General features: G+C 71.6%; 19 protein-coding genes. 3 read left to right on the forward strand and 16 right to left on the reverse strand.

The window, feature by feature from the left end:
• Nucleotides 1–185: 185 nt before the first annotated feature.
• Nucleotides 186–1,211 (reverse strand): ABC transporter substrate-binding protein, encoded by a 1,026-nt coding sequence (locus tag LNK82_RS42385; protein ID WP_230566266.1) that lies wholly within the window; start codon nucleotides 1,209–1,211, stop codon nucleotides 186–188.
• A gap of 232 nt (nucleotides 1,212–1,443) precedes the next feature.
• Here LNK82_RS42385 and LNK82_RS42390 point away from each other — a divergent pair, with 232 nt between their 5' ends.
• Nucleotides 1,444–2,601 (forward strand): 4-hydroxybenzoate 3-monooxygenase, encoded by a 1,158-nt coding sequence (locus tag LNK82_RS42390; protein WP_308257185.1) that lies wholly within the window; start codon nucleotides 1,444–1,446, stop codon nucleotides 2,599–2,601.
• A 554-nt stretch (nucleotides 2,602–3,155) separates the two neighbouring features.
• Here LNK82_RS42390 and LNK82_RS42395 read toward each other — a convergent pair.
• The 12 genes from LNK82_RS42395 to ald all read right to left on the reverse strand — a co-directional run bounded on the left by LNK82_RS42395 (nucleotide 3,156) and on the right by ald (nucleotide 16,147).
• Complete coding sequence (locus LNK82_RS42395) at nucleotides 3,156–4,037, reverse strand: ABC transporter ATP-binding protein (RefSeq protein ID WP_230566268.1); 882 nt, start codon at nucleotides 4,035–4,037, stop codon at nucleotides 3,156–3,158.
• Nucleotides 4,034–4,840: an ABC transporter permease gene (locus LNK82_RS42400; protein WP_230566269.1), complete on the reverse strand. Its 807-nt coding sequence runs from the start codon at nucleotides 4,838–4,840 to the stop codon at nucleotides 4,034–4,036. The genes LNK82_RS42395 and LNK82_RS42400 overlap by 4 nt, the downstream gene beginning before the upstream one ends.
• Nucleotides 4,837–5,604 (reverse strand): ABC transporter permease, encoded by a 768-nt coding sequence (locus LNK82_RS42405; protein WP_230566270.1) that lies wholly within the window; start codon nucleotides 5,602–5,604, stop codon nucleotides 4,837–4,839. Before LNK82_RS42405 ends, LNK82_RS42400 begins: the two co-directional genes overlap by 4 nt.
• 161 nt (nucleotides 5,605–5,765) lie before the next feature.
• Nucleotides 5,766–9,530 (reverse strand): nSTAND1 domain-containing NTPase, encoded by a 3,765-nt coding sequence (locus LNK82_RS42410; protein WP_230566271.1) that lies wholly within the window; start codon nucleotides 9,528–9,530, stop codon nucleotides 5,766–5,768.
• A 191-nt stretch (nucleotides 9,531–9,721) separates the two neighbouring features.
• Nucleotides 9,722–10,465, reverse strand: coding sequence for a pseudouridine synthase (locus tag LNK82_RS42415; protein ID WP_230572470.1), 744 nt, complete (start codon nucleotides 10,463–10,465; stop codon nucleotides 9,722–9,724).
• Nucleotides 10,458–11,222, reverse strand: coding sequence for an SMC-Scp complex subunit ScpB (gene scpB, locus LNK82_RS42420; RefSeq protein WP_230572471.1), 765 nt, complete (start codon nucleotides 11,220–11,222; stop codon nucleotides 10,458–10,460). The genes LNK82_RS42415 and scpB overlap by 8 nt, the downstream gene beginning before the upstream one ends.
• Nucleotides 11,219–12,046 (reverse strand): segregation and condensation protein A, encoded by an 828-nt coding sequence (locus LNK82_RS42425; protein ID WP_230572492.1) that lies wholly within the window; start codon nucleotides 12,044–12,046, stop codon nucleotides 11,219–11,221. Before LNK82_RS42425 ends, scpB begins: the two co-directional genes overlap by 4 nt.
• Before the next feature lie 47 nt (nucleotides 12,047–12,093).
• A complete protein-coding gene (locus tag LNK82_RS42430; protein ID WP_230572472.1) occupies nucleotides 12,094–12,411 on the reverse strand; it encodes a hypothetical protein in 318 nt (105 codons plus the stop codon).
• Entirely contained in the window at nucleotides 12,408–13,382 is a 975-nt protein-coding gene (locus LNK82_RS42435; protein WP_230572473.1) for a ParA family protein, read from the reverse strand. The genes LNK82_RS42430 and LNK82_RS42435 overlap by 4 nt, the downstream gene beginning before the upstream one ends.
• Before the next feature lie 124 nt (nucleotides 13,383–13,506).
• Complete coding sequence (locus LNK82_RS42440) at nucleotides 13,507–13,875, reverse strand: ArsR/SmtB family transcription factor (protein WP_230572474.1); 369 nt, start codon at nucleotides 13,873–13,875, stop codon at nucleotides 13,507–13,509.
• Nucleotides 13,876–13,964: 89 nt separating this feature from the next.
• Nucleotides 13,965–14,966 (reverse strand): site-specific tyrosine recombinase XerD, encoded by a 1,002-nt coding sequence (xerD, locus tag LNK82_RS42445; protein WP_230572475.1) that lies wholly within the window; start codon nucleotides 14,964–14,966, stop codon nucleotides 13,965–13,967.
• A gap of 71 nt (nucleotides 14,967–15,037) precedes the next feature.
• Nucleotides 15,038–16,147, reverse strand: a complete 1,110-nt coding sequence (ald, locus tag LNK82_RS42450; RefSeq protein WP_230572476.1) for an alanine dehydrogenase — start codon at nucleotides 16,145–16,147, stop codon at nucleotides 15,038–15,040.
• A 67-nt stretch (nucleotides 16,148–16,214) separates the two neighbouring features.
• Here ald and LNK82_RS42455 point away from each other — a divergent pair, with 67 nt between their 5' ends.
• Nucleotides 16,215–16,814, forward strand: coding sequence for a DUF1707 domain-containing protein (locus tag LNK82_RS42455; protein ID WP_230572477.1), 600 nt, complete (start codon nucleotides 16,215–16,217; stop codon nucleotides 16,812–16,814).
• Here the strand turns inward: LNK82_RS42455 and LNK82_RS42460 are convergent.
• Entirely contained in the window at nucleotides 16,803–17,174 is a 372-nt protein-coding gene (locus LNK82_RS42460; RefSeq protein WP_230572478.1) for a DUF2752 domain-containing protein, read from the reverse strand. The genes LNK82_RS42455 and LNK82_RS42460 overlap by 12 nt on opposite strands.
• A 44-nt stretch (nucleotides 17,175–17,218) precedes the next feature.
• Between LNK82_RS42460 and LNK82_RS42465 the strand changes: the two genes are divergently transcribed.
• The gene (locus tag LNK82_RS42465) at nucleotides 17,219–17,602 is read left to right on the forward strand and encodes a hypothetical protein (protein WP_230572479.1); all 384 of its coding nucleotides are present in this window, start codon (nucleotides 17,219–17,221) and stop codon (nucleotides 17,600–17,602) included.
• A gap of 143 nt (nucleotides 17,603–17,745) precedes the next feature.
• Here the strand turns inward: LNK82_RS42465 and LNK82_RS42470 are convergent, their stop codons facing one another.
• Nucleotides 17,746–18,324, reverse strand: a complete 579-nt coding sequence (locus tag LNK82_RS42470) for an NUDIX domain-containing protein (protein WP_308257506.1) — start codon at nucleotides 18,322–18,324, stop codon at nucleotides 17,746–17,748.
• Between the two features lie 38 nt (nucleotides 18,325–18,362).
• Nucleotides 18,363–20,051: a CTP synthase gene (gene pyrG, locus LNK82_RS42475; RefSeq protein ID WP_372470788.1), complete on the reverse strand. Its 1,689-nt coding sequence runs from the start codon at nucleotides 20,049–20,051 to the stop codon at nucleotides 18,363–18,365.
• Between the last annotated feature and the right edge of the window lie 282 nt (nucleotides 20,052–20,333).

A 20,333-nucleotide genomic window follows, 5' to 3' on the forward strand; every position in this document is an offset into this window, starting at 1 on the left:
CCGCCGAGTCATACCGCCGTTCGGACGAGGTAGCCGGTAGTTTGCAAATCAACCATTGTCGCGCGGACCACACGTGGACGCGCTAAACGATCGCTAACCGGCGTTCATGGTTTTTTCACGCCCTCGACCCGAACGGGAAACACCCGAGGGGGAGCCCGGCCCCGACGACGGGCTCCCCCGTCGGGTCAGCTACCTGACGGGGCGACCAGCATCGGCTTGACGTCGAAGTCCTTCTCCAGCAAGCCGTAGGTTCGCATCAGACCCGCCACGCGCTGCAAGCGGGTGGCGTCCAGCGTGGTCGGGAACTCGCCGAAGTGCACGAGGCTGGCGGTTTCCTTGTCGACCTTCGCGTACTCGACCAGCAGCGGCTCGACCGTGGGGCGGTCCGCCGCGTCGCGCTGGCCCTTCGCCATCGCGCGCTGGAACGCGGCGACGGTGTTCGGGTTCTCCTTCACGAACTTGCCGGTCGTGGCGTAGCCCGCGATCGGGATGTCCGCGGTGGGGCCGGACGCCGCGTCGAGCACGGTGATCTGGCCGCTCGCGCGCTGGGCGCGGCTGATGAACGGCTCCACCATGAAGGCCGCGTCGACCGTGCCGTTCTGCACCGCCGCTTCCATGTCCGGGAACGGGAACTCCTTGAACGTCACCTTGGAGGGGTCGACGTCGTTGGCTTCCAGGGTCGCCTTCGCGGTCAGCTCGGCGATGTTCCGGAACGTGTTGATCGCGATGGTCTTGCCCTCGAGGTCCTTGGGCGACTTGATCGGCGAGTCGGCCTTCGCGAGGATCAGGAACATCTCCGGCTTGGCCTGGTAGCCGTCGCTGACCAGCTTGAGGCCGTCGACGGCCTTGGCCGCCTCCTTCGCCTCGGCACCGAAGAACGACACCCAGTTGCCGAAGGAGATGTCGAGCTCGCCGTTGATCAGGCCCGGGATGGCCGCGGCGCCACCCTGGATGATCTCGATCTTGACCTCGAGACCCTCCTCCTGGAAGTACTTCTTCTGGATCGCGACGTGGACCGACGCGACGTCGAGGATCGGGAGCAGGCCAAGGGTGATCTTGGCCTTTTCGACCTTGCCCGGTGCGGCGGCGGCGTCGGTGGGCTTCTCCTCGGAGCCACCGAGCAGACCGCAGCCGGAGACGACGGCGAGCATCGCGACCGCGGAGACAACGCCGAAGATCCTTCGTGCCGAGAGGCCGACTCTTCGAGTCATGGGGGGCATCTCCTGTTGGAGTGAAGACTTTGCGGGGGCAGGATGCACGAGCGACAGGGTGCTGCAGAACCACTCAAAGTGACACGAGTGGTTCGACAAGACCCCAGTCGACCGACACTCGAAGGCTGATCCACTACCTTCGGTGAGCATCTTTGCACAGGCTGTCCAGAGGTTGGGGTATGCGGTGAGCGATCTTGACGCGGAATGGGCCGTACAGAGCAACCGGCGCCCGGTGGGCATCGTCGGAGCGGGCCCTGCGGGATTGACCTTGGGGAACCTGCTCCGCGAGGCCGGAATCCCCTGCGTGGTGCTGGAAAAAGGCACCCGCGAGCACATCGAGACCCGGCCGCGCGCCGGGGTGTTGGAGCACCGCGCGGTGCAAATGTTGACAGAGCACGGGCTCGCGGACCGGTTGCTCCAAGAGGCGGACAGGCATGGCGCGTGCGAATTCCGGGTGAACGGGGAAGCGCACGAGGTGGACTACGCCACCCTGTACGACGGGCAGACCCACTACATCTACCCGCAGCAGGAGGTCGTCCAGGACCTCGTGCGGCACTACGTCGACGAGCGCGGCGGCGCGGTGCGGTGGTCGGTCACGGACGTCGAACTGCACGACATCGAGTCCGCCGAACCGGCTCTGACCTGGACGAACGCCGACGGCACCCGTGAGCGGCTCGACTGCTCGTTCATCGCGGGCGCGGATGGGTTCCACGGCGTGACGAGGCGCAGCATCCCGGCGGGCGCGGTGCAGGAGTTCAGCCACCAGCACGGCATCGAGTGGCTGAGCATCCTGGCCGAGGCGCCGCCGTCCACCCACAAGGTGATTTACGCACTTCACCCGGACGGATTCGCGGGTCATATGCTCCGCAGTTCGACGGTTTCGCGCTACTACCTCCAGGTCCCGGTGGACGACACCGTGGACAACTGGCCGGACGAGCGCGTGTGGGCGGAGCTGCACAAGCGGTTGGCGCTCAGGGACTCCGACTGGAAGCTCACCGAGGGGCGCATCGTCGAGAAGCGGATCCTCGACATGCGCAGCCACGTGGTCGAACCAATGAACCACGGCAACCTGTACCTCCTCGGCGACGCCGCGCACATCATCACCCCGGTGGGGGCAAAGGGAATGAACCTCGCGTTGCACGACGCCGAGGTGCTCGCCGACGCCCTGGCGCGCTACCACCGAACGGGTGATGAGACGGGGTTGCGGAGCTACTCCGAGGTGTGCCTGCGACGCGTGTGGCGTGCGCAGGAGTTCTCGCAGTGGATGGTGTTCATGATCCACCGGTCGCCGGAGCCGTTCCTGAGCCGGTTGGGTCAAGCCAGACTCGAACACCTCATCGCCTCCGGGTCGTCGGCCGGCTATTTCGCCCAAAACTACGTGGGGCCCTAGGCAGAACATCTTACGATTAGCGGGCCCCATTACCGGGGGAACACCCCGCAATGACACCGGAACACCGGCGCCTTGTTCTCCGCCACGGCATTCAGGCGTGCTCGACCCGGAGAACAAGGCGATGGCCCGATCGAATTACCGGCACATTCGAAGTGTCGTCACGCGCGGACATCCACGCGGACATCCACGACATCGGGTCGATGTATTCGCCGCCGATTCCACCCGCTGGACGCCCGGACGCACCCGACGACACCCCGTCGGTGACGCCCCAGGCGCGCGGAAATCATCGGCGGACAATTCCGCGAGGCGGCCGGAAAAGCACTCGACGCGCACGGCGCGTGATCGCACGACGACGGCGCGGTGATCATCGCCGAAGGTCTTCCGCGGCGGGAAAGATGTCGAATCGTTGTGAACGATCGCCGTCGAAACCGCGCCCGGAAACCGCTGCCGGCGCGCCCGGACACGACAACGGGCGACCCACGGCGCCGGCGCCCCTGAGGGGGCCGACAAGCCGCGGATCGCCCGTCGGGCGTCCTGGGCCTAGGAAAGGCCGGTCACGTCGTGGCGCGCTCCTCGGCCTCGGCGCGCGAGACCTCCGCCCGCTCCGCCTCGGCCCACTTCGCCGCCTGCTCCTCGTTCGCCTTGCGCCGCGCCTTGACCTCCTCGGAGGTCTTGCCGACGTTCAGCAGCCGCGCCACCTCGGCCCGCAGCGCGACGAACGCCTCGGACTCGCGGGTGGTGATCTGGTCGCGCTCGGCGGGCAGGTCGACCTTCAGGTCCGCCACCACGGACGCGGGCGACGTGGAGAGCACGAGGATCCGGTCTCCCAGGTAGACGCTCTCGTCGATGTCGTGCGTCACCACGAGGACCGTGGTGTCCTGCTCGGTGCGGACCTTCAGCAGCAGGTCCTCCAGCTCGAACCGGGTCTGCGCGTCCACCGAGGCGAACGGCTCGTCCATCAGCAGCAGCGCGGGCCGGTAGGCCAGCGCCCTGGCGATGGCGACGCGCTGCTGCATGCCGCCGGACAGCTGCCACGGGTACTTGCGGCCGGCCGCCGACAGGCCGACCCACTCCAGCGCCTCGGCCGCGCGCGTGCGGCGCTCGGCGCGGCCCAGGGTGCGGCGCAGCGGGAACTCGACGTTCTTCTGCACCGTCAGCCAGGGGAACAGCGAGCGGCTGTAGTCCTGGAACACCACGGCGAGGTCGTCGGGCACGCCGCGGACCTCGTTGCCGTGCAGGCTGATCTCGCCGCGGGTGGGGCGGATCAGCCCGGAGATGGTGCGCAGCAGCGTGGACTTGCCGCAGCCGGACGGGCCGACGACGCAGACCAACTCGCCGGTGCCGACGGTGAACGACAGGTCGGCGATCGCGGTGTGCGCGCCGTCCTTCGCCTGGTAGGTGTGGCCGAGGTCGGCCACTTCGAGCATCGCGGTCATACTGCTTTTTCCTCCACCGTCGCGGGGGTGCGCTCCTGCTTCGGTTGCCACGCAAGGGCTTTGCGCTCGAAGCCGAGGAGCACGGTGTTGAGGGCATAGCCGAGGACACCCAGCAGGATGATCCCGGCCCACATGTCGGGGAAGTCGAACTCCCGCTGTGCGACGAGGAGTTGCGACCCGATCCCGTTGTCGGTTCCGACGAGTTCGGACACGACCATGAGCACCAGCGACAGCGACAGGGAGACCCGCAGCCCGGCGAAGATCTTCGGCGCCGCGGAGGGCAGGACGACACCGAGGATCCACTGTGGCTTGGGGATGCGGAACACCGCCGAGGTCTCGAACTTCGTGGCGTCGACGGAACGGGCGCCGTCGATGCTGTTGAGCAGGATGGGCCACAGCACGCCGAAGACGATCGTGGCGAGCTGCATGGTGGTGCCGACGCTGAACAAGAGCAGGAACACCGGCACCAGCAGGGGCGGCGGGATCGAGCGCATGAACGTCAGCAGGGGCCCGGCGTACTCCGCGGCCTTCTCCGAGCGGCCGAGCGCCACGCCGAGCGAGACGCCGACGACGGCCGCGATGCCCCAGCCGGCGAGCAGCCGGCCGATGCTCGGGAACACGTGGTCGAACACCGTGTCGGTCAGGAACAGGTCATCGGCCGGGCCGGAGAACCACAGGTCGTGCGCGGCCACGGCGATCTCGGTGGGGCGGGGGAAGAACGTGTCGTCGGCGTACCAGGTGAGCAGTTCCCAGACCACGACGAGGCCCGCGAACACCGCCCACCGCTGCAGGAATCGACTCACGACCGACCTCCGGTGACCGCGCTCCAGCCGACCCAGCGGCGCTGCGCGCGTTCCAGCCCTTCGTTGAGCAGGTAGCCGATGACGCCCGCGACCACCGTGCCGGCCAGGACGATGTCCATCCGCCCCGCGCCGCTGCGCGCGATCGCGATGTACTGCCCGATGCCGCCGGACCCGCCTTCCAGCAGCTCCACGCTGACGACCACGACCAGGCTCGTCGTGGCGGCGAGCCGGATTCCGGTCAGCACGAACGGCAGGGCGCTGGGCAGGGCGACCGACGCCAGCACGCGCACCCGGCCGGAGCCGAACGCCCGCGCGGTCTCGACCAGCAGGGGGTCGAGCTCGTCGAGCGCGTAGATGGTGTTGAACAGGATGGGCCAGATCGCCGCGTACACGGCGAGGGTGATCTTGGTTTCCGGTCCGATGCCGAGCAGCAGCACCGCCAGCGGGATCAGCGCCACCGACGGGATGGGGCGCAGGAACTCGACGACGGCGCGGGTCGCGTGCCGGACGGGCGCCACGCTGCCCAGGACGAGGCCGAGCGGGACGGCGATCCCGACCGACAGCGCCACGGCGATGAGCACGGCGAGGACCGTCGCGATGACGTCCCGCAGGAAAGCCTCATCCCCCAACAACTTCACGAGTTCCACCGCTACGACGGACGGCGGTGGCAGGTACTCCGAGGGAACCAGCCGGAACCGGCCGAACAGCTCCCAGATGACGAGGAACCCGGCCACACCGAGCAGTCCTCGGGTGAGCGCACGCACGCGCAAACGCCTCTTCCCAGTTGATCAACCCCAGCCAACCCGGCTCAATCTAGAGAGTGAAGTCCCCCGCCACAATGAGTGGCGGGAAAACTTCATGATGTGATCTTGCAACGCCGGCCCGCAGGTGGCGGGGCGATCGGCTTGCCTTCCGCTCAGTGGAATCAGGGGTTGGCACACGGCGGGTCGTAGGGCAAGTCGGGGAAGTAACCCGCCCACTGCCGCCCGGTGATCCCGGGGTGCGCGGTGGCGCAGATCCGGTCCACCACCGCGTCCAGGTCGGTCTCCCAGAACCGCAGCACCGAATCGCCCGCGCTGACCAACGTCCGCCCTTCGGGCGCGAACGCCACCGAGTTCGCGCCCGAGGAGTGCGCGGCGAACACCGCCGACTGCCGGAGGGCCCCGTCGGCAGGCACGTCGTACAGGCGCAGGGTGCCGTCGGCGTCGGCGGCCACCAGCAGGTCGTCGAACACGGCGACCGCGCGCACCGCCGAGCCGAGCGACTCGGCCGAGCCGAACCGCACCGCCACGACGTCGTCGGGATCGTGCCGCTGCTCGGGGTGGCGCCACAGCACGGCCTTGCCGTCGGACTCCACCGTCACCACGCCGCCGGGCGCCGACGGCACCGCGACGACGTACGTGGCGAAGTCCAGCGCGTCGCGGCGGAACCGCTCGGGCCGCATCGGGACGGTCGTGTCCCACTCCTCGACCGCCCCGCCGTACTTGGCGACCACCAACCGGTCGCCGGTCCGGTCGAACGCCAGCGCGCTGGCCACGAGCTCCGGGTTCGCCTCGTCGGTCAGCTCGGCGATCTTCGTCGTGGTTACGACGTCCCACAGCCGCGTCACGCCGTCGTCGAGGCCGCCGGTGGCGAAGTACCCGCCCTTCGGGCTGAACGCCACCAGGTGCGCCCGCCCCGCCTCGCCGACCAGGTCGGGCGAGACCAGGTTGGTGGTCCGCCACACCCGCACCCGGGCGTCTTCGGCCACGGTGACCAGGTGCTCGCCGTCCGGGCTCAGCGCCGCGGTGCGGACCGGGCCCGGGTGCGCGGTCAAGGCCCAGGCGGTGCGCGGACCGCGCGGCTCGGAGATGTCGACGAGCCGGAGCTCGCCCTCGACGTCCACGGTGGCGGCGAGGGGGCGTTCGGCGGCGACCGTGACCGCGCGCACCGTCGCGGGGTGCGCGACCGGCAGGTCGGTGAGGTCGGTGAGCCGGGTGGACCGGTCGCTCCCCGCGGTGACGAGGCTGCGCCCCTCGGCGGCGAAGGCGACCGCGGTGACCGCGCCGAGGTGCCCGTCGAGCGCGGCGGACTGGAGCGGCGCGTGCCGGTCGGTGACGTCCCACAGCCGCGCGGACCGGTCGTCGCCCGCCGTGGCCAGCACCCGCGCGTCACCGTTGAACGCCAGGGCGCGCACGTCACCGCCGTGCCGCAGGGCGGCGGTCTGCCGCGCGGGCCCACCCCGGTCGACGACCTCCCACAGCCGCACCACCCGGTCCTCCCCCGCCGTGGCCAGCACCCGGCCGCCGTCTCCGACCGCCAGCGCGGTGACCGCGCCGACGCCGCCGACCAGCACGGCGGACGCGCCGGTGGCCAGGTCGACCGCGTGCACCCGGTCGCCGGAACCGACCGCGACCACGTGCCCGGACAGGAAGGCCACCTCGGGCGACGACTCGCCCGTCACCGGCAGGTCCGCCCGCATACCGCCGGCGGCCAGGTCCCACGCGCGCGCCCGACCGGCGACGAACCCGGCCACGAGGTAGCGGGAGTCGGGCGAGAACGCCAGGTCCAGCGTCGGCTCGCTCGACAGGTCGGTGAGCCGGTGCACGATCACCGGACGGCGGGGATCCGTCACCCGCCACACCACGATGCAGTCCTCGGACGCACCGGCGAGCCACTGGCCGTCGTCGGAGAACGCCACCACGCGGGTCGCGCCCAGCCCGGCCAACGCGCCGAGGTGCTCCGGGCGGTGGGGGTCGGTCATGTCCACCAGCCGCACGTCCGCGGTGGTGGTGTCGTCGACGACGGCGAGCAGCGAGGCGGCCGGGCTGACCGCCACCGCGCGGACCCCGCCGATCCGGGTCGCGTAGGGCTCGGTGAACGCGGCGAACAACGCGTCCCGCGTCTCCGGCAGCGGCGCGAGCCGGTGCGCGGCCAGCGTGAGCTGCAACGACAGCGCCGGGTCCTCGTCGCGCAGCGCGGCGGCCTGGGTGATCACCTTGTGCGCCAACGCGATGTTGCGCTGCTCGGTCGCGGACCGCTCGGCGTTGAACGCGAACACGATCGCGCTGGACGCCAGCACCAGCAGCACGGCCATCACCGACACCAGCTGCCGCAGCCGCCGGGTGCGGCGGTGCTCGATGGCGTGCACCGCGTCGTCCGCGGCGATGCTGGCCTCCAGGAACCGGATCTCGCCGGGCGTGAGCCCCCGCGTGCCGTCGACCCACTCGCGCACCAGCGCCAGCCGGGTGCCCCGGTACAGCGCGCCGGGGTCGCGGTCCAGGGCCTCCCAGGTGTGCGCGGCCTCGGTCAGCATCCGCTGCACCCGCAGGCCCGCGCGGTCCTCGGCGATCCAGTCGCGCAGCCGCGGCCAGTTGCGGATCAGCGCCTCGTGCGCCAGCTCCACCGTGTCCCGGTCCAGCACCACCAGCCGGGCCTGCGCCAACGCGGCCAGCACCTCCGCGCTGTCGCTCTCGACGTGGTGGTCGACCTCGGCGCGGGCGACGCGGCGCTTGGTGTCCTCGGTGCCCTCGCCGACCGCGATCAGCCGCAGGAACACCTGCTTGGCGATCAGCTGCCGGGCCGGGCTCATCGCCGTGTAGACGTGCTCGGCGCTGCGCGCGATCGAGTGCTCGACCCCGCCGACCTCCTCGTACCCCGCCAGGGTCAGCGCGACACCGCGCCGCCGGCGCCACGTCTCCAGCAACGCGTGCGACACCAGCGGCAGCACCGCGGGCTGGCCCGCCGCGTCCGCGACCAGGCGCGTGACCAGCGCCGTCTCCACCTTGCAGCCGACCGCGACGGCCGGTGACACGATCGCCTCGCGCAGCTCGTCCGCGGCCATCGGCCCGATCAGCACGTGCCCGCCGCGCAACGCCTCCACCAGCTCCGGGTACTGGCCGCAGTGGCCGAGGAAGTCGGCCCGGACGCCCAGCACCACCCGCGTGCGGCTGGTCGGCGCGGACGCGGCGGTGGTCAGCGCGGCGATGAACGCGGCCCGGTCGGCGGGCTCCTGGCACAGCGTGAAGACCTCTTCGAACTGGTCGACCACGATCAGCAGGTCGTCGTCGCCGCCGACGAGCGCCTGCCGCACGCGCAGGTGCAGGTTCTCCGGGTAGGCGGCGAACTCGGCGGCCAGCGCCGGCGCGTCCCGGCCGGTGCGCGCGGCGACCTGCACCGCCAGCTCCTCCACCGGCCGCGCGCCGGGCGTGAGCACGACCGCGGGCCGGTCCCAGTTCGCCACCAGGCCCGCCCGCAGCACCGACGACTTGCCCGAGCCGGACGCGCCGAACACCCCGGCGAACCGGCGTCGCGCGACGAGGCCCACCAGTTCGCGCACGACGCGGTCGCGGCCGAAGAACCGGTCCGCGTCACGCACCTGGAACGCCGCCAGCCCCGTGTACGGGGCCCCGGTCGCCTCCGGCGGCGTGCGCGGGTTCGCGTCGGCGACCCGTTCGGCCAGCGCCCGCCAGCGCGACTCCCACGCCGCGGTGTCACCGCCGCAGGCCCGCACGTACGCCAACGTCACCGCGAGGCTCGGCAGCTTCCGGCCGTTCGCCGCCTCCGACAGGGCCGCGGCGGAGTAGTGGGCGTCCCGGGCGAGCCGCCGGTACGTGGGGCTGCCCGCGCGTTCCCGCAGGGCCCTCAGATCGCCGGCGAACTCGCCCAGGTCACGGCTGTCCGCCCGTAACGGGCCCTCCGGTCTGGCCATCGTCGCCCTCCCCTTCGACGAGGGCGATTGTTCAGAAAAGCCTGTTCAGCGTCCACGCGCTGACACTGAACAACCCGTCTGCCGTAGGAATGGCGGTGGAACCGGTAGGTGGTTCCCGCAGGGGGGAGGGGGGGGGGGGGGGGGGGGGGGGGCGGCCCCCCCCCCCCCCCCCCCCCCCCCCCCTGCCCCGGCTACAGCCCCACGGCCTTGTACAGGGAGCCGACTTCCTGGCGGTTGAGCACCCGCATCGAGCCGGGGCGCTGGTTGCCGAGGCGCACCTCTCCGACGGCGGTGCGGACCAGGTGCTCGACGGGGTGGCCGACGTGGTCGAGCAGGCGGCGCACGATGTGCTTGCGGCCCTCGTGCAGGACCACCTCGACCAGCGCCTTGCCCGGCATGGACGAGACCAGCTTGAACGAGTCGACCGCGATCGGGCCGTCCTCGAGCTCGACGCCCGCCCGCAGGCGCTTGCCCAGGTCCTTCGGGATCGGGCCGGGCACCTCGGCCAGGTAGGTCTTGGTGATCTCGTAGGACGGGTGCATCAGCCGGTGCGCGAGGTCGCCGTCGTTGGTCAGCAGCAGCAGGCCCTCGGTGTCGGCGTCCAGCCTGCCGACGTGGAACAGGCGTTCCTTGCGGTTGTGCAGGTAGTCGCCGACGCACGGGCGGTGCGCGTCGTCGTGCATGGTGGACAGGACACCGCGCGGCTTGTTGAACGCGATGGTGACCACGTCCTCCTTGAGCACCACGCGCACGCCGTCGACGTGCACGACCGCGGTGTCCGGGTCGACGCGGCGGCCCTGCTCGCGGACCACCTCGCCGTCGACCTGGACGCGGCCGAGTTCGATCAGCTCCTCGGCGACCCGCCGCGAGGCGATGCCCGCCTTGGCGAGCACCTTCTGGAGCCGGATCCCCTCGGGGTTGGCCTGGTCAGACATCGTCGATCGCATCCACTTCGGGCAGGAGGGGGGCGATCGGCGGCAGGTCGCCCAGCGACGACAGCCCCAACCGCTCCAGGAACAGTTCGGTCGTGCGGTAAAGGATGCCACCCGTGTCGGAGTCCGTGCCCGTCTCGGCGATCAGGCCGCGCGCGACGAGCGTGCGGATGACGCCGTCCACGTTCACCCCGCGCACCGCCGCGATCCGCGCCCTGGTCACGGGCTGCCGGTAGGCGATGACCGCGAGTGTCTCCAACGCGGCCCGGGTGAGCTTGGCGCGCTGCCCGTCGAGCAGCAGCTTCTCCACGAATGGCGCGTAGCGGTCCCTCGTGTAGAACCGCCAGCCGTCCCCGATTCTACGCAGGTCGATGCCGCTGCCCTGCTCGGTGTACCGGTCGGCCAGCCGGCGCAGGGCGGCGGTGACGCGCTTCACGGACTGGTCGAGGACGCCCGCGAGCTGCTCCTCGGCGATCGGGCTGTCCACGACGAGGAGGATCGACTCCAGCGCGCCGTCGAACTCGGCGTCGTCGGAGAGGTCCGGCAGCCCGCCTGCCTCGACCTCGTCCTCGGCCTCCGGCACGATCCCGGGCTCGGCGACGGCGGCGGGTCCAGGCACGTCCGCGGCAGGCCCGGCCACGCCGTCCGGGCCTGTGACCTGCTCGAACCCGGCCGCGACCGACTCCACCGCCACGTCGGGCCCGACCACCGGCTCGACGGCCGCCCTCGGCTCGGGGCCGGTCGCTGCGTGGTCGCTCACCCGTACTCCTCGTCCTCGTCGCGGGCCTGCGCCTGCGCCTGCTCGATCGTGCCGCCGACCCACGTGATGCGCAGCTCGCCCAGCGGATCGGGCTGCTCGAAGGCCAGCGACTGCTCGCGGTACAGCTCCAGCAGCGCCAGGAACCGCGCCACGACCTCCATGGTCTCCGTGCACTCGGCGATCAGCTCGGCGAACGTGGCCGTCCCCAGCTCCGCCAGCCGTGCCCGCAGCATGTCCGCGTGCTCGCGCACCGACACCCGGTGCTGGTGGATGTGCGAGGTCGACACCGTCGGCGGCGGTTTGGGCCGGAACACGACCGCGGCGATCTCGCTGAACCGCCGGGCGTCCACCCCCAGCATCACCTCGGGCAGCAGCCCCTCGTACCGCTCCTCCAGCGCCACCGACCGCGGGTAGCGCCGGTACGCGCCCCGCTCCAGCTCCGCGAACAGCGCCGCGACCTGCTTGTACGCCCGGTACTGCAGCAGCCGCGCGAACAGCAGGTCACGCGCCTCCAGCAGCGCCAGGTCGTCCTCGTCCTCCACGTCGCCCGAGGGCAGCAGGCGGGCCGCCTTCAGGTCGAGCAGGGTCGCCGCGATGACCAGGAACTCGGTCGTCTCGTCGAGGTCCCACTGGTCGCCCAACGCGCGGATGTAGGCGATGAAGTCGTCGGTGACGGTGTGCAGCGCCACCTCGGTCACGTCGAGCGTGTGCTGCGAGATCAGCTGGAGCAGCAGGTCGAACGGTCCCTCGAAGTTGGTCAGCTTGACCTTGAACCGGCCGTCGTCCGGCGCCGCGGGCTCGACCACCTCGACTGCCTCGACCACCTCGACCGGCGCGGCGACTTCGGGTTCGGTCTCGGGTGCGTCACCGCTCACTGCTCGCGCAACCTACGGACCAGCAGCGACTCCTCGCCGTGCCCTTCGAGGTCGTCCAGCACGATCGCGATGGCCTCGCGCACCACGCGCCCGCGGTCGACCGCGAGACCGTGCTCGCCGCGCAGCGCCAGCCGCGCGTGCTCCAGCGCCAGCAGCTCCTCGTCGGACACGTACACGGTGATCTTCGTCGAGTGCTTCTGTCGCCCCGTGCCCCGCCGCGGCGCCGACTGCTCTTGAGCGGGCACGTCGGCGGCGGCGCCGGTCGTGAGGCGGAACAGCTCGGACGCGCCCGGCAGTGATGGGCGTCGGGTCACCGGGCGATCACCTCGCGCGCCAACGCGCGGTAGGCCTTCGCGCCCGACGAGCGGGGCGCCCAGCTGGTGATCGGCTCGCCGGCGACGGTCGTCTCCGGGAACCGGACGGTGCGGTTGATCACCGTGTCGAACACGACGTCGCCGAACGCCTCGACCACGCGCGCCATCACCTCGCGGGAGTGCAGCGTGCGCGGGTCGTACATGGTGGCGAGGATCCCGGTGATCTCCAGCTTCGGGTTCAACCGCTCCCTGACCTTCTCGATGGTGTCTATCAACAGGGCGACCCCGCGCAGGCTGAAGAACTCGCACTCCAGCGGGATGAGGACGCCGTCAGCCGCCGCGAGGGCGTTGACCGTGAGCAGGCCGAGCGACGGCTGGCAGTCCACCAGCACGTAGTCGTAGTGCTCGATGACCGGGCGCAGCGTGCGGACCAGCGTGTGCTCCCGGCCCACCTCGGAGACCAGCTGGATCTCCGCGGCGGACAGGTCGATGTTGCTGGGCAGCAGGTCCATGCCCTCGACCGGGGTGCGCATGATCACGTCGCGGACGCCGACGTCGCGCTCCATGATCACGTTGTAGATGGTCTGGTCGAGCTGGTGCGGGTGCACGCCGAGGCCGACCGACAGCGCGCCCTGCGGGTCGAAGTCGACCAGCAGCACCTTGCGGCCGTACTCGGTCAGCGCCGCGCCGAGGTTGATGGTGGACGTGGTCTTGCCGACCCCGCCCTTCTGGTTGCACACCGCGAGGATCTTCGCCGGACCGTGCCGGGCGATGAGCGGTGGGTCGGCGACGTAGCGCAACGGACGGCCGGTCGGCCCGATGTCGCCCGCTACCTGCTCGGTCGTGTCTTCGTCCGCGGGTGCGGCGTGCGGGGCGAGGCTCAGCTCGACCGAGGCGCGCGGCACACCGGACGGTTGCGGGGGTGGTGGAGGTGCTCCCCACGCCTGACCCGCGTGCTCCGGTGTCGACATCGCCTTCCCGATTCCTAGTCCTCTGCCTGGGCGCAGCCTAGGCACACCGGGGTCCACCGGCAACGCGCCCCGCCGAAGCGCGGTCAATCGTTCTCAGCGCGTTTCGCGAGGGCCCGGCGCGGGCTCAGGGCGTCGCGCCCGCCTGCGCCCCGGTCCGGTCGGCGGCGTGGTCACGGGCGTCGCGGCAGCTCCGCTCGGCCGCGCGGAGCACCACGTCGAGCAGTCCGGGGAACAGCTCGTCGAGGTCGTCGCGCCGCAGCGACACCCACCGCTGGTTCCCGCGGGCCCTGGTCCGGGTGATGCCCGCTTCCCGCAGCACGCGCAGGTGCTGCGACAACGTGGACTTGGCGACCTCCACCATCAGCGCGCCGCACAGGCGCTCGCCGTCGGATTCGATCTGCCGCACCACCGCCAGCCGGGTGGCGTCGCTCAACGCGTGCAGCACCGCGCCCAGCTCGATCGCGCTGCGCTCGGGCTCGTCCAAGTTCGGCACCGGGTCGGCACCTCCAGCTCGTCGGGCTCATCGGACGTGGGTGGGCGCCCGGTCGGGCGAGCGGCCCACCCACGGTACCCGTGGACCGCTCATGTTCCACCCGATGCGCGAGGATGGGCGGTCGCGTAGACCTCGCGCAAGGTGTTGACGGTGACCAGTGTGTACACCTGCGTCGTCGTCACGGAGGCGTGACCGAGCAATTCCTGCACGACCCGCACGTCCGCGCCGCCTTCCAGCAGGTGGGTGGCGAACGAGTGCCGCAGCGTGTGCGGTGAGACTTCGGCTTCGACGCCCGCGCGTTCGGCCGCCGTCTTCAGCACCTGCCACGCCGACTGCCGGCTCAACCTGCCGCCGCGGGCGTTGAGGAACAGCGCGGGCGTGCCGCGCTTGGCCAGGGTCGGGCGGGCTCGCACGAGGTACGCCTCCAGCGCCGCGAGCGCCGGGCGGCCGACCGGCACGATGCGCTGCTTGCCGCCCTTGCCGTCGAGCAGCACGGTGCGTTCGGCGGCGTCGACGTCGTCCACGTCGAGCCCGACGACCTCGGAGATCCGCGCGCCGGTGGAGTACAGCAGTTCCAGGAGGGCGCGGTCGCGCAGGTGGGCGGGGGTGTCGGCGGGGCCTTCGAGGAGCTTCAGCACGTCGTCGACGGGCAGTGCCTTGGGCAGCCTGCGCGGCGGGGTCGGCGGGTGGACGGCGCGGGCGGGGTCCTGCGCGGTGATGCCTTCGAGGTGCGCGAAGCGGTGCAACCCCCGGACCGCGACCAGGGTGCGCGCGGCGGAGGAGGCGGCCAGCCCGGATTCGCGCAACGTGGCCAGGAAGTCCCCGACCAGGGCTTCGGTGACGTCGGCGAGGTCGTCGACCCCGTTGGCCGCCAGGTGGGCTACGTACCGGCGCAGGTCGCGGCCGTAGGAGTCGAGCGTGTTGCGCGCCGTGCCCCGCTCCACCGCCAGGTGGTCGAGGTACGCGCCGATCGCCCGCGCCGCCGCCGTCGCCCGCGCTTCCGGAGCATCTCCCGCGGGAGTCCCCGCCTCCGATGTCGACCCGGGCGCATGCCCCGCGGGGGTCCCCGCCAGGGGGTCCCCTGCTTTCATTCTCCCAGAGGGGTCCGACAATTCCGGCGTCCCGCCGCCCGCCGCCACCGGACCGCTCCCCCGCCGACCGCTCACAGCAGGTCCAGCGGAACGTGCCGCAGCCCGTGCGCCTTCGCCACCTCGGCCTGCACAATGGTGCCGCGCACCGCGTTCACGCCCTTCGCCAACGCCGGGTCGTCGCCGATCGCCCGTCGAAAGCCCTTGTCCGCCAGCGCCGTCACGTAGGGCAGTGTGACGTTCGTGAGCGCCCACGTCGAGGTGTGCGGCACCGCGCCCGGCATGTTCGCCACGCAGTAGAACACCGAACCGTGCACCCGGTAAGTCGGGTCGTCGTGCGTGGTCGGCCGTGAGTCGGCGAAGCAACCGCCCTGGTCGATGGCGATGTCCACGAGCACCGAGCCGGACCGCATGGTCGACACGAGCTCGTTGCCCACCAGCGTCGGGGCCCTGGCGCCCGGCACGAGCACCGCGCCGATCACCAGGTCCGCCCACCGGCACGCCTTCTCCACCTCGTACGAGTTGCTCGCCACGGTCTGCAGGTGCCCCCGGTAGGCGAAGTCGATCTGCCGCAGCCGGTTGACGTTGGTGTCCAGCACGACCACCTCGGCCTGCATGCCCACGGCCACCGCGGCGGCGTTCATGCCCGCCACCCCCGCGCCGATCACCGCCACCTTCCCCGCCGGCACGCCGGGCACGCCGCCGAGCAGCACACCGCGCCCACCCTGGTTGCGCTCCAGGCAGTGCGCGCCGACCTGCACGGCCATCCGCCCGGCGACCTCGCTCATCGGCGCGAGCAACGGCAACGAGCCGTCCGCCGGCTGCACGGTCTCGTAGGCGATGGCGTCGATGCCGGAGGTGATGATCGCCTGCGTGCAGCGGGCGTCGGCGGCCAGGTGCAGGTAGGTGAACAGGGTCTGCCCCGGCCGCATCCGGTGGAACTCCTCGGCCACCGGCTCCTTCACCTTGAGCACCAGCTCGGCGTCGCCCCACACGTCGTCGACGTCGGGCACGACCTCCGCGCCGGACGCCGCGAACTCGCGGTCCGGGATCGAGGAACCGCCGCCGGCTCCCGCCTCGATCAGCACGCGGTGGCCCCGGCGCACCAGCTCCACCACACCGGCGGGGGTGATGGCGACCCGGTGCTCGTGGTTCTTCACCTCTCGGGGAACGCCGACCAGCACCCCCGAAGCGTAGGTCGACCAGCGGGTTCCGGCTCGATCAGCGGCACGCGGCTGTTAGCGTTGACGTGTGTCGGAACCACACCAGGTGCGCATCGGCGACCAGCAGCGCGAAGAGGCGATCAGCGCGCTGAACGACCACTTCGCGGCCGGTCGCCTGGAGATCGGCGAGTACGAGCAGCGCGTCGGCTACGCGTCCGCGGCCCAGTCCGCGCAGGAGCTGGCGGCGCTGTTCCACGACCTGCCGCAGCCGCACCCGGTGTTCCTGCCGCCCGGCTACCCGCCGACGGCCGCGTACCCGACCCCGCCGCCGCCCGGTTACGCCGCCACGCCCGGCCAGGGCATCCCCGGCTACCCGCCGCCCGGCTACGCGGACCCGTCCCAGCCCTACGGCCCGGCGTACGGCTACCCGCCCGGGTTCAACCCCAACGCGCCGTACGGCTTCGACCCGGTGACCGGGCAGCCGTTGTCGGACAAGTCGCGCATCGCGGCGGGCGTGCTGCAGCTGGCGCTGCCGTTCGGCATCGGCCGGTTCTACATGGGTGACACGGCGATCGGCATCGCACAGCTGCTGACCTGCGGCGGGTGCGGCATCTGGTCGTTGATCGACGGGATCGTCCTGCTGGTCAACGGCGGCACCGACAGCCAGGGCCGCAAGCTACGCGACTAGGTTCCGCACGACCATCCAGGTGACGGCCAGCGCCACCACCGGCACGCCGACGTTCCGCGACACCGGCGGCGCCGGCCGTCCCCGCCTGGCCGCCCGGAACCACCGCACCCACAGCCAGGCCAGCAGCGGCAGCCCGACCAGCAGCATCACGGCGTTGAACTGCCAGGCCGCGACCAGGTCGCCGTGCAGCAGGGCGTGGACCATCCGGGTCGACCCGCAGGCCGGGCACTGGATGCCGGTCAACGCGTAGAGCGGGCACGGCGGCAGGAGCGACCCGGGCTGGTTGGGGTCGACGAACAACAGCACCCCGCACCCACCCACCGCCGCCGCGGCCACCGCCAACGGCCCTCTCACACCCACGAACGCCATTATCCGCTTCCCCCTGCCCCGGATACTCACCAACCGTGGGCTTCTCCTGGTACGCACACCGGGCAGGCGACGCGACCCTGCCCCTGCCGCACCGCGTGTCGGCGTTCCGCTCGTGCGTGCGGCGCTTCCACGCGGCGCCGTACGAGGACACCATGCGTTACCTGGAGCTGGTGGCGGGTCCGTTCCAGCGCGACGAGCGGGCGTTGGCGGCGGCGCTGGAGGTGCTGCTGGTGCTGCGAGGCCGGTGGAAGCTGCACGTGGAGAACTACGCGGCGATCCGCCGGGAGGAGAAGCGGCGAGGCGTGCGCTCACCGCGCGGCACCACGCCGTTCGACCGCGAGTACGAGCACCCGCCCCTGCCCGACCTGCACCTGAACGTTGAACTCACACGTTCCGAACGTAGGACTCAGGCGACCTGAACGTACGACTCACGCGTTCTGAACGTAGGACTCAGGCGACCTGAGCGTTCGACACGCGGGACCAGAGCGTTCGACACGCGAGTGGGTCGAACGGGTGGAGCCCGCGTGTCGAACGGTCGGGGTCGGTGAGGTCGACGTCCAGGTCAGCTGGAGCGGGCCGCGAAGCGGGTCGGGCGGTCGGTGAACGGGGCGTCGGAGGGGCGCCCCGTTCCGCCGCCGGTGACCACGGCGTGCGCGGCGAGCAGCCCGGACACGGCGGGGCCGTTGACGATCTCCCCGGCCAGGACCATGTCCACCGCCTCGGCCAACGGGAAGCTCTTCGCCTCCAGGTCGGCCTCCTCCTCGCCCTGCACGTCGCGATCGACCTCGGTGAGCCCACGAGCCAGGAACACCCGCACCACCTCGTCGGTGAACCCGGGTGACACGGCAACGTCCACCAACGTCACCCACTCCGACGCCGCGAGCCCGACCTCCTCGGCCAGCTCCCGCTCCGCGGCGGCCAGCGGCGTCTCGTCACCCGCGTCCAACAACCCGGCCGGCAGCTCCCAGAGCCGCCGGCCCAGCGGGTGCCGGTACTGGTGGATCAACCTCACCGCACCGGCCTCGTCCAAGGCCACCACCGCCACCGCGCCGAGGTGTTCCACCACCTCGCGCGATGCCGTACCGCCACCAGGCATGGCGACCTCGTCCACCCGCAACGCGACGACGCGCCCGACGTGCACGTCCCGCGACGAAACAGTCCCGAACTCGTGCCGAGGAGTCACTGCGCGGCCCCCGCGGGCTCGGGCAGCGGCAGCCGGTCGGCCAGCCGGTAGTCCAACGCCGCCTTCACGAACGCCGCGAACAGCGGGTGCGGGCGGGTCGGACGGGACTTCAGCTCCGGGTGCGCCTGCGTGGCCACGAAGAACGGGTGCACGTCGGCCGGCAGCTCGACGAACTCCACCAGCCGCCCGTCCGGCGACGTCCCGGAGAACACCAACCCCGCCTCGCCCAGCTTCGAGCGGTAGGCGTTGTTGACCTCGTAGCGGTGCCGGTGCCGCTCGGAGACCTCCAGCGACCCGTACGCCGCCGCCACCTGCGAGCCCGGCAGCAACGACGCCGGGTACGCGCCGAGCCGCATCGTGCCGCCCATGTCCCGCTGCCCGGAGACGACGTCCTCCTGGTCGGCCATGGTGCTGATCACCGGCGACCCGGTGTCCTCGAACTCGGCCGAGTTCGCGTCGGCGATACCCGCCAGGTTCCGCGCCGCCTCGATGACCAGGCACTGCAACCCCAGGCACAGGCCCAGCAGCGGGATGCCGCGGGTCCGCGCGTAGGTGATGGCGCCGATCTTGCCCTCGATGCCGCGCACCCCGAACCCACCCGGGATGAGGATCGCGTCGAGCCCGCCCAGGGCGTGCGCCGCGCCGGACGGCGTCTGGCACTCGTCGGACGGCACCCACACGATCTCGACCTTGGTGCGGTGCGCGAACCCGCCGGCCCGCAGCGCCTCGGTCACCGACAGGTAGGCGTCGGGCAGGTCGACGTACTTGCCGACCAAACCGACGCGGACCTTCTCGGACGGGTTGTGCACGCGGTCGAGCAGGTCGCCCCACACGGTCCAGTCGACGTCGCGGAACGGCAGGTCGAGCCGCCGCACCACGTACGCGTCCAGGCCCTCGCCGTGCAGCACCTTGGGGATGTCGTAGATGGACCTGGCGTCCACCGCCGCCACCACGGCCTCGGTGTCCACGTCGCACATCAGACCGATCTTGCGCTTCAACGCGTCCGGGATCTCCCGGTCCGCCCGGCACACGATCGCGTCGGGCTGGATGCCGATGTTGCGCAGCGCGGCCACGGAGTGCTGCGTCGGCTTGGTCTTCAGCTCGCCCGACGGCGCGAGGTAGGGCACCAGCGACACGTGCAGGAAGAACACGTTGTCCCGGCCCACGTCGTGGCGCACCTGCCGGCACGCCTCCAGGAACGGCAGCGACTCGATGTCGCCGACCGTGCCGCCGACCTCGGTGATCACCACGTCCGGGATGACGCCGTCGGGACCCGGCTCGGCCATGGCCCGGATGCGCCGCTTGATCTCGTCGGTGATGTGCGGGATCACCTGGACGGTGTCGCCCAGGTACTCGCCGCGCCGCTCCTTGGCGATGACCTCGGAGTACACCTGCCCGGTGGTCACGTTCGCGTCACCGGAGAGGTCGCGCGCCAGGAACCGCTCGTAGTGGCCGATGTCGAGGTCGGTCTCCGCGCCGTCGTCGGTGACGAACACCTCGCCGTGCTGGAACGGGTTCATCGTGCCCGGGTCCACGTTCAGGTAGGGGTCGAGCTTCTGCATGGTCACCCGGAGACCACGAGAGGTGAGCAGCTGTCCGAGGCTGGACGCGGTCAACCCCTTGCCGAGGGACGACGCGACACCCCCGGTGACGAAAACGTGCTTGGTCGTACGTGCCTGCTGCACCAAGGAGGCTCCCCGTGGTCTGGATGTCCGCTAGGGGCCGGCTGCGGTGGTTCCGCACAGCTCAGCGCCCTGTCCACGGGCCCTAACGCTAACACGCCGCCGGTCACCCAGCGCGCCGGCGGGCAGGCAAGCCTGTCACTCGGATGGCCTAGGGTGGCTCGAACAGGCGACCGCGCCGCCGCGAACCCGGCGGAAATCGGACGAGAACCGAACGAGAACCGGGCGAAAACCAGGCGAGAACACGCGCGAACGCCCGGCTGCCAGGCGGGAACCGCACGGCGG

It is taken from the genome of Saccharothrix luteola (assembly GCF_020859565.1).
In the GTDB taxonomy this organism is placed as follows: domain Bacteria; phylum Actinomycetota; class Actinomycetes; order Mycobacteriales; family Pseudonocardiaceae; genus Actinosynnema; species Actinosynnema luteola.

Excerpts from the sequence above, each read along its gene's own strand:
- LNK82_RS42385 (WP_230566266.1), bottom strand. The coding sequence starts at position 1,211 with ATGACTCGAAGAGTCGGCCTCTCGGCACGAAGGATCTTCGGCGTTGTC.
- LNK82_RS42395 (WP_230566268.1), bottom strand. The coding sequence starts at position 4,037 with ATGACCGCGATGCTCGAAGTGGCCGACCTCGGCCACACCTACCAGGCG.
- LNK82_RS42410 (WP_230566271.1), bottom strand. The coding sequence starts at position 9,530 with ATGGCCAGACCGGAGGGCCCGTTACGGGCGGACAGCCGTGACCTGGGC.
- LNK82_RS42415 (WP_230572470.1), bottom strand. The coding sequence starts at position 10,465 with ATGTCTGACCAGGCCAACCCCGAGGGGATCCGGCTCCAGAAGGTGCTC.
- LNK82_RS42435 (WP_230572473.1), bottom strand. The coding sequence starts at position 13,382 with ATGTCGACACCGGAGCACGCGGGTCAGGCGTGGGGAGCACCTCCACCA.
- xerD (WP_230572475.1), bottom strand. The coding sequence starts at position 14,966 with ATGAAAGCAGGGGACCCCCTGGCGGGGACCCCCGCGGGGCATGCGCCC.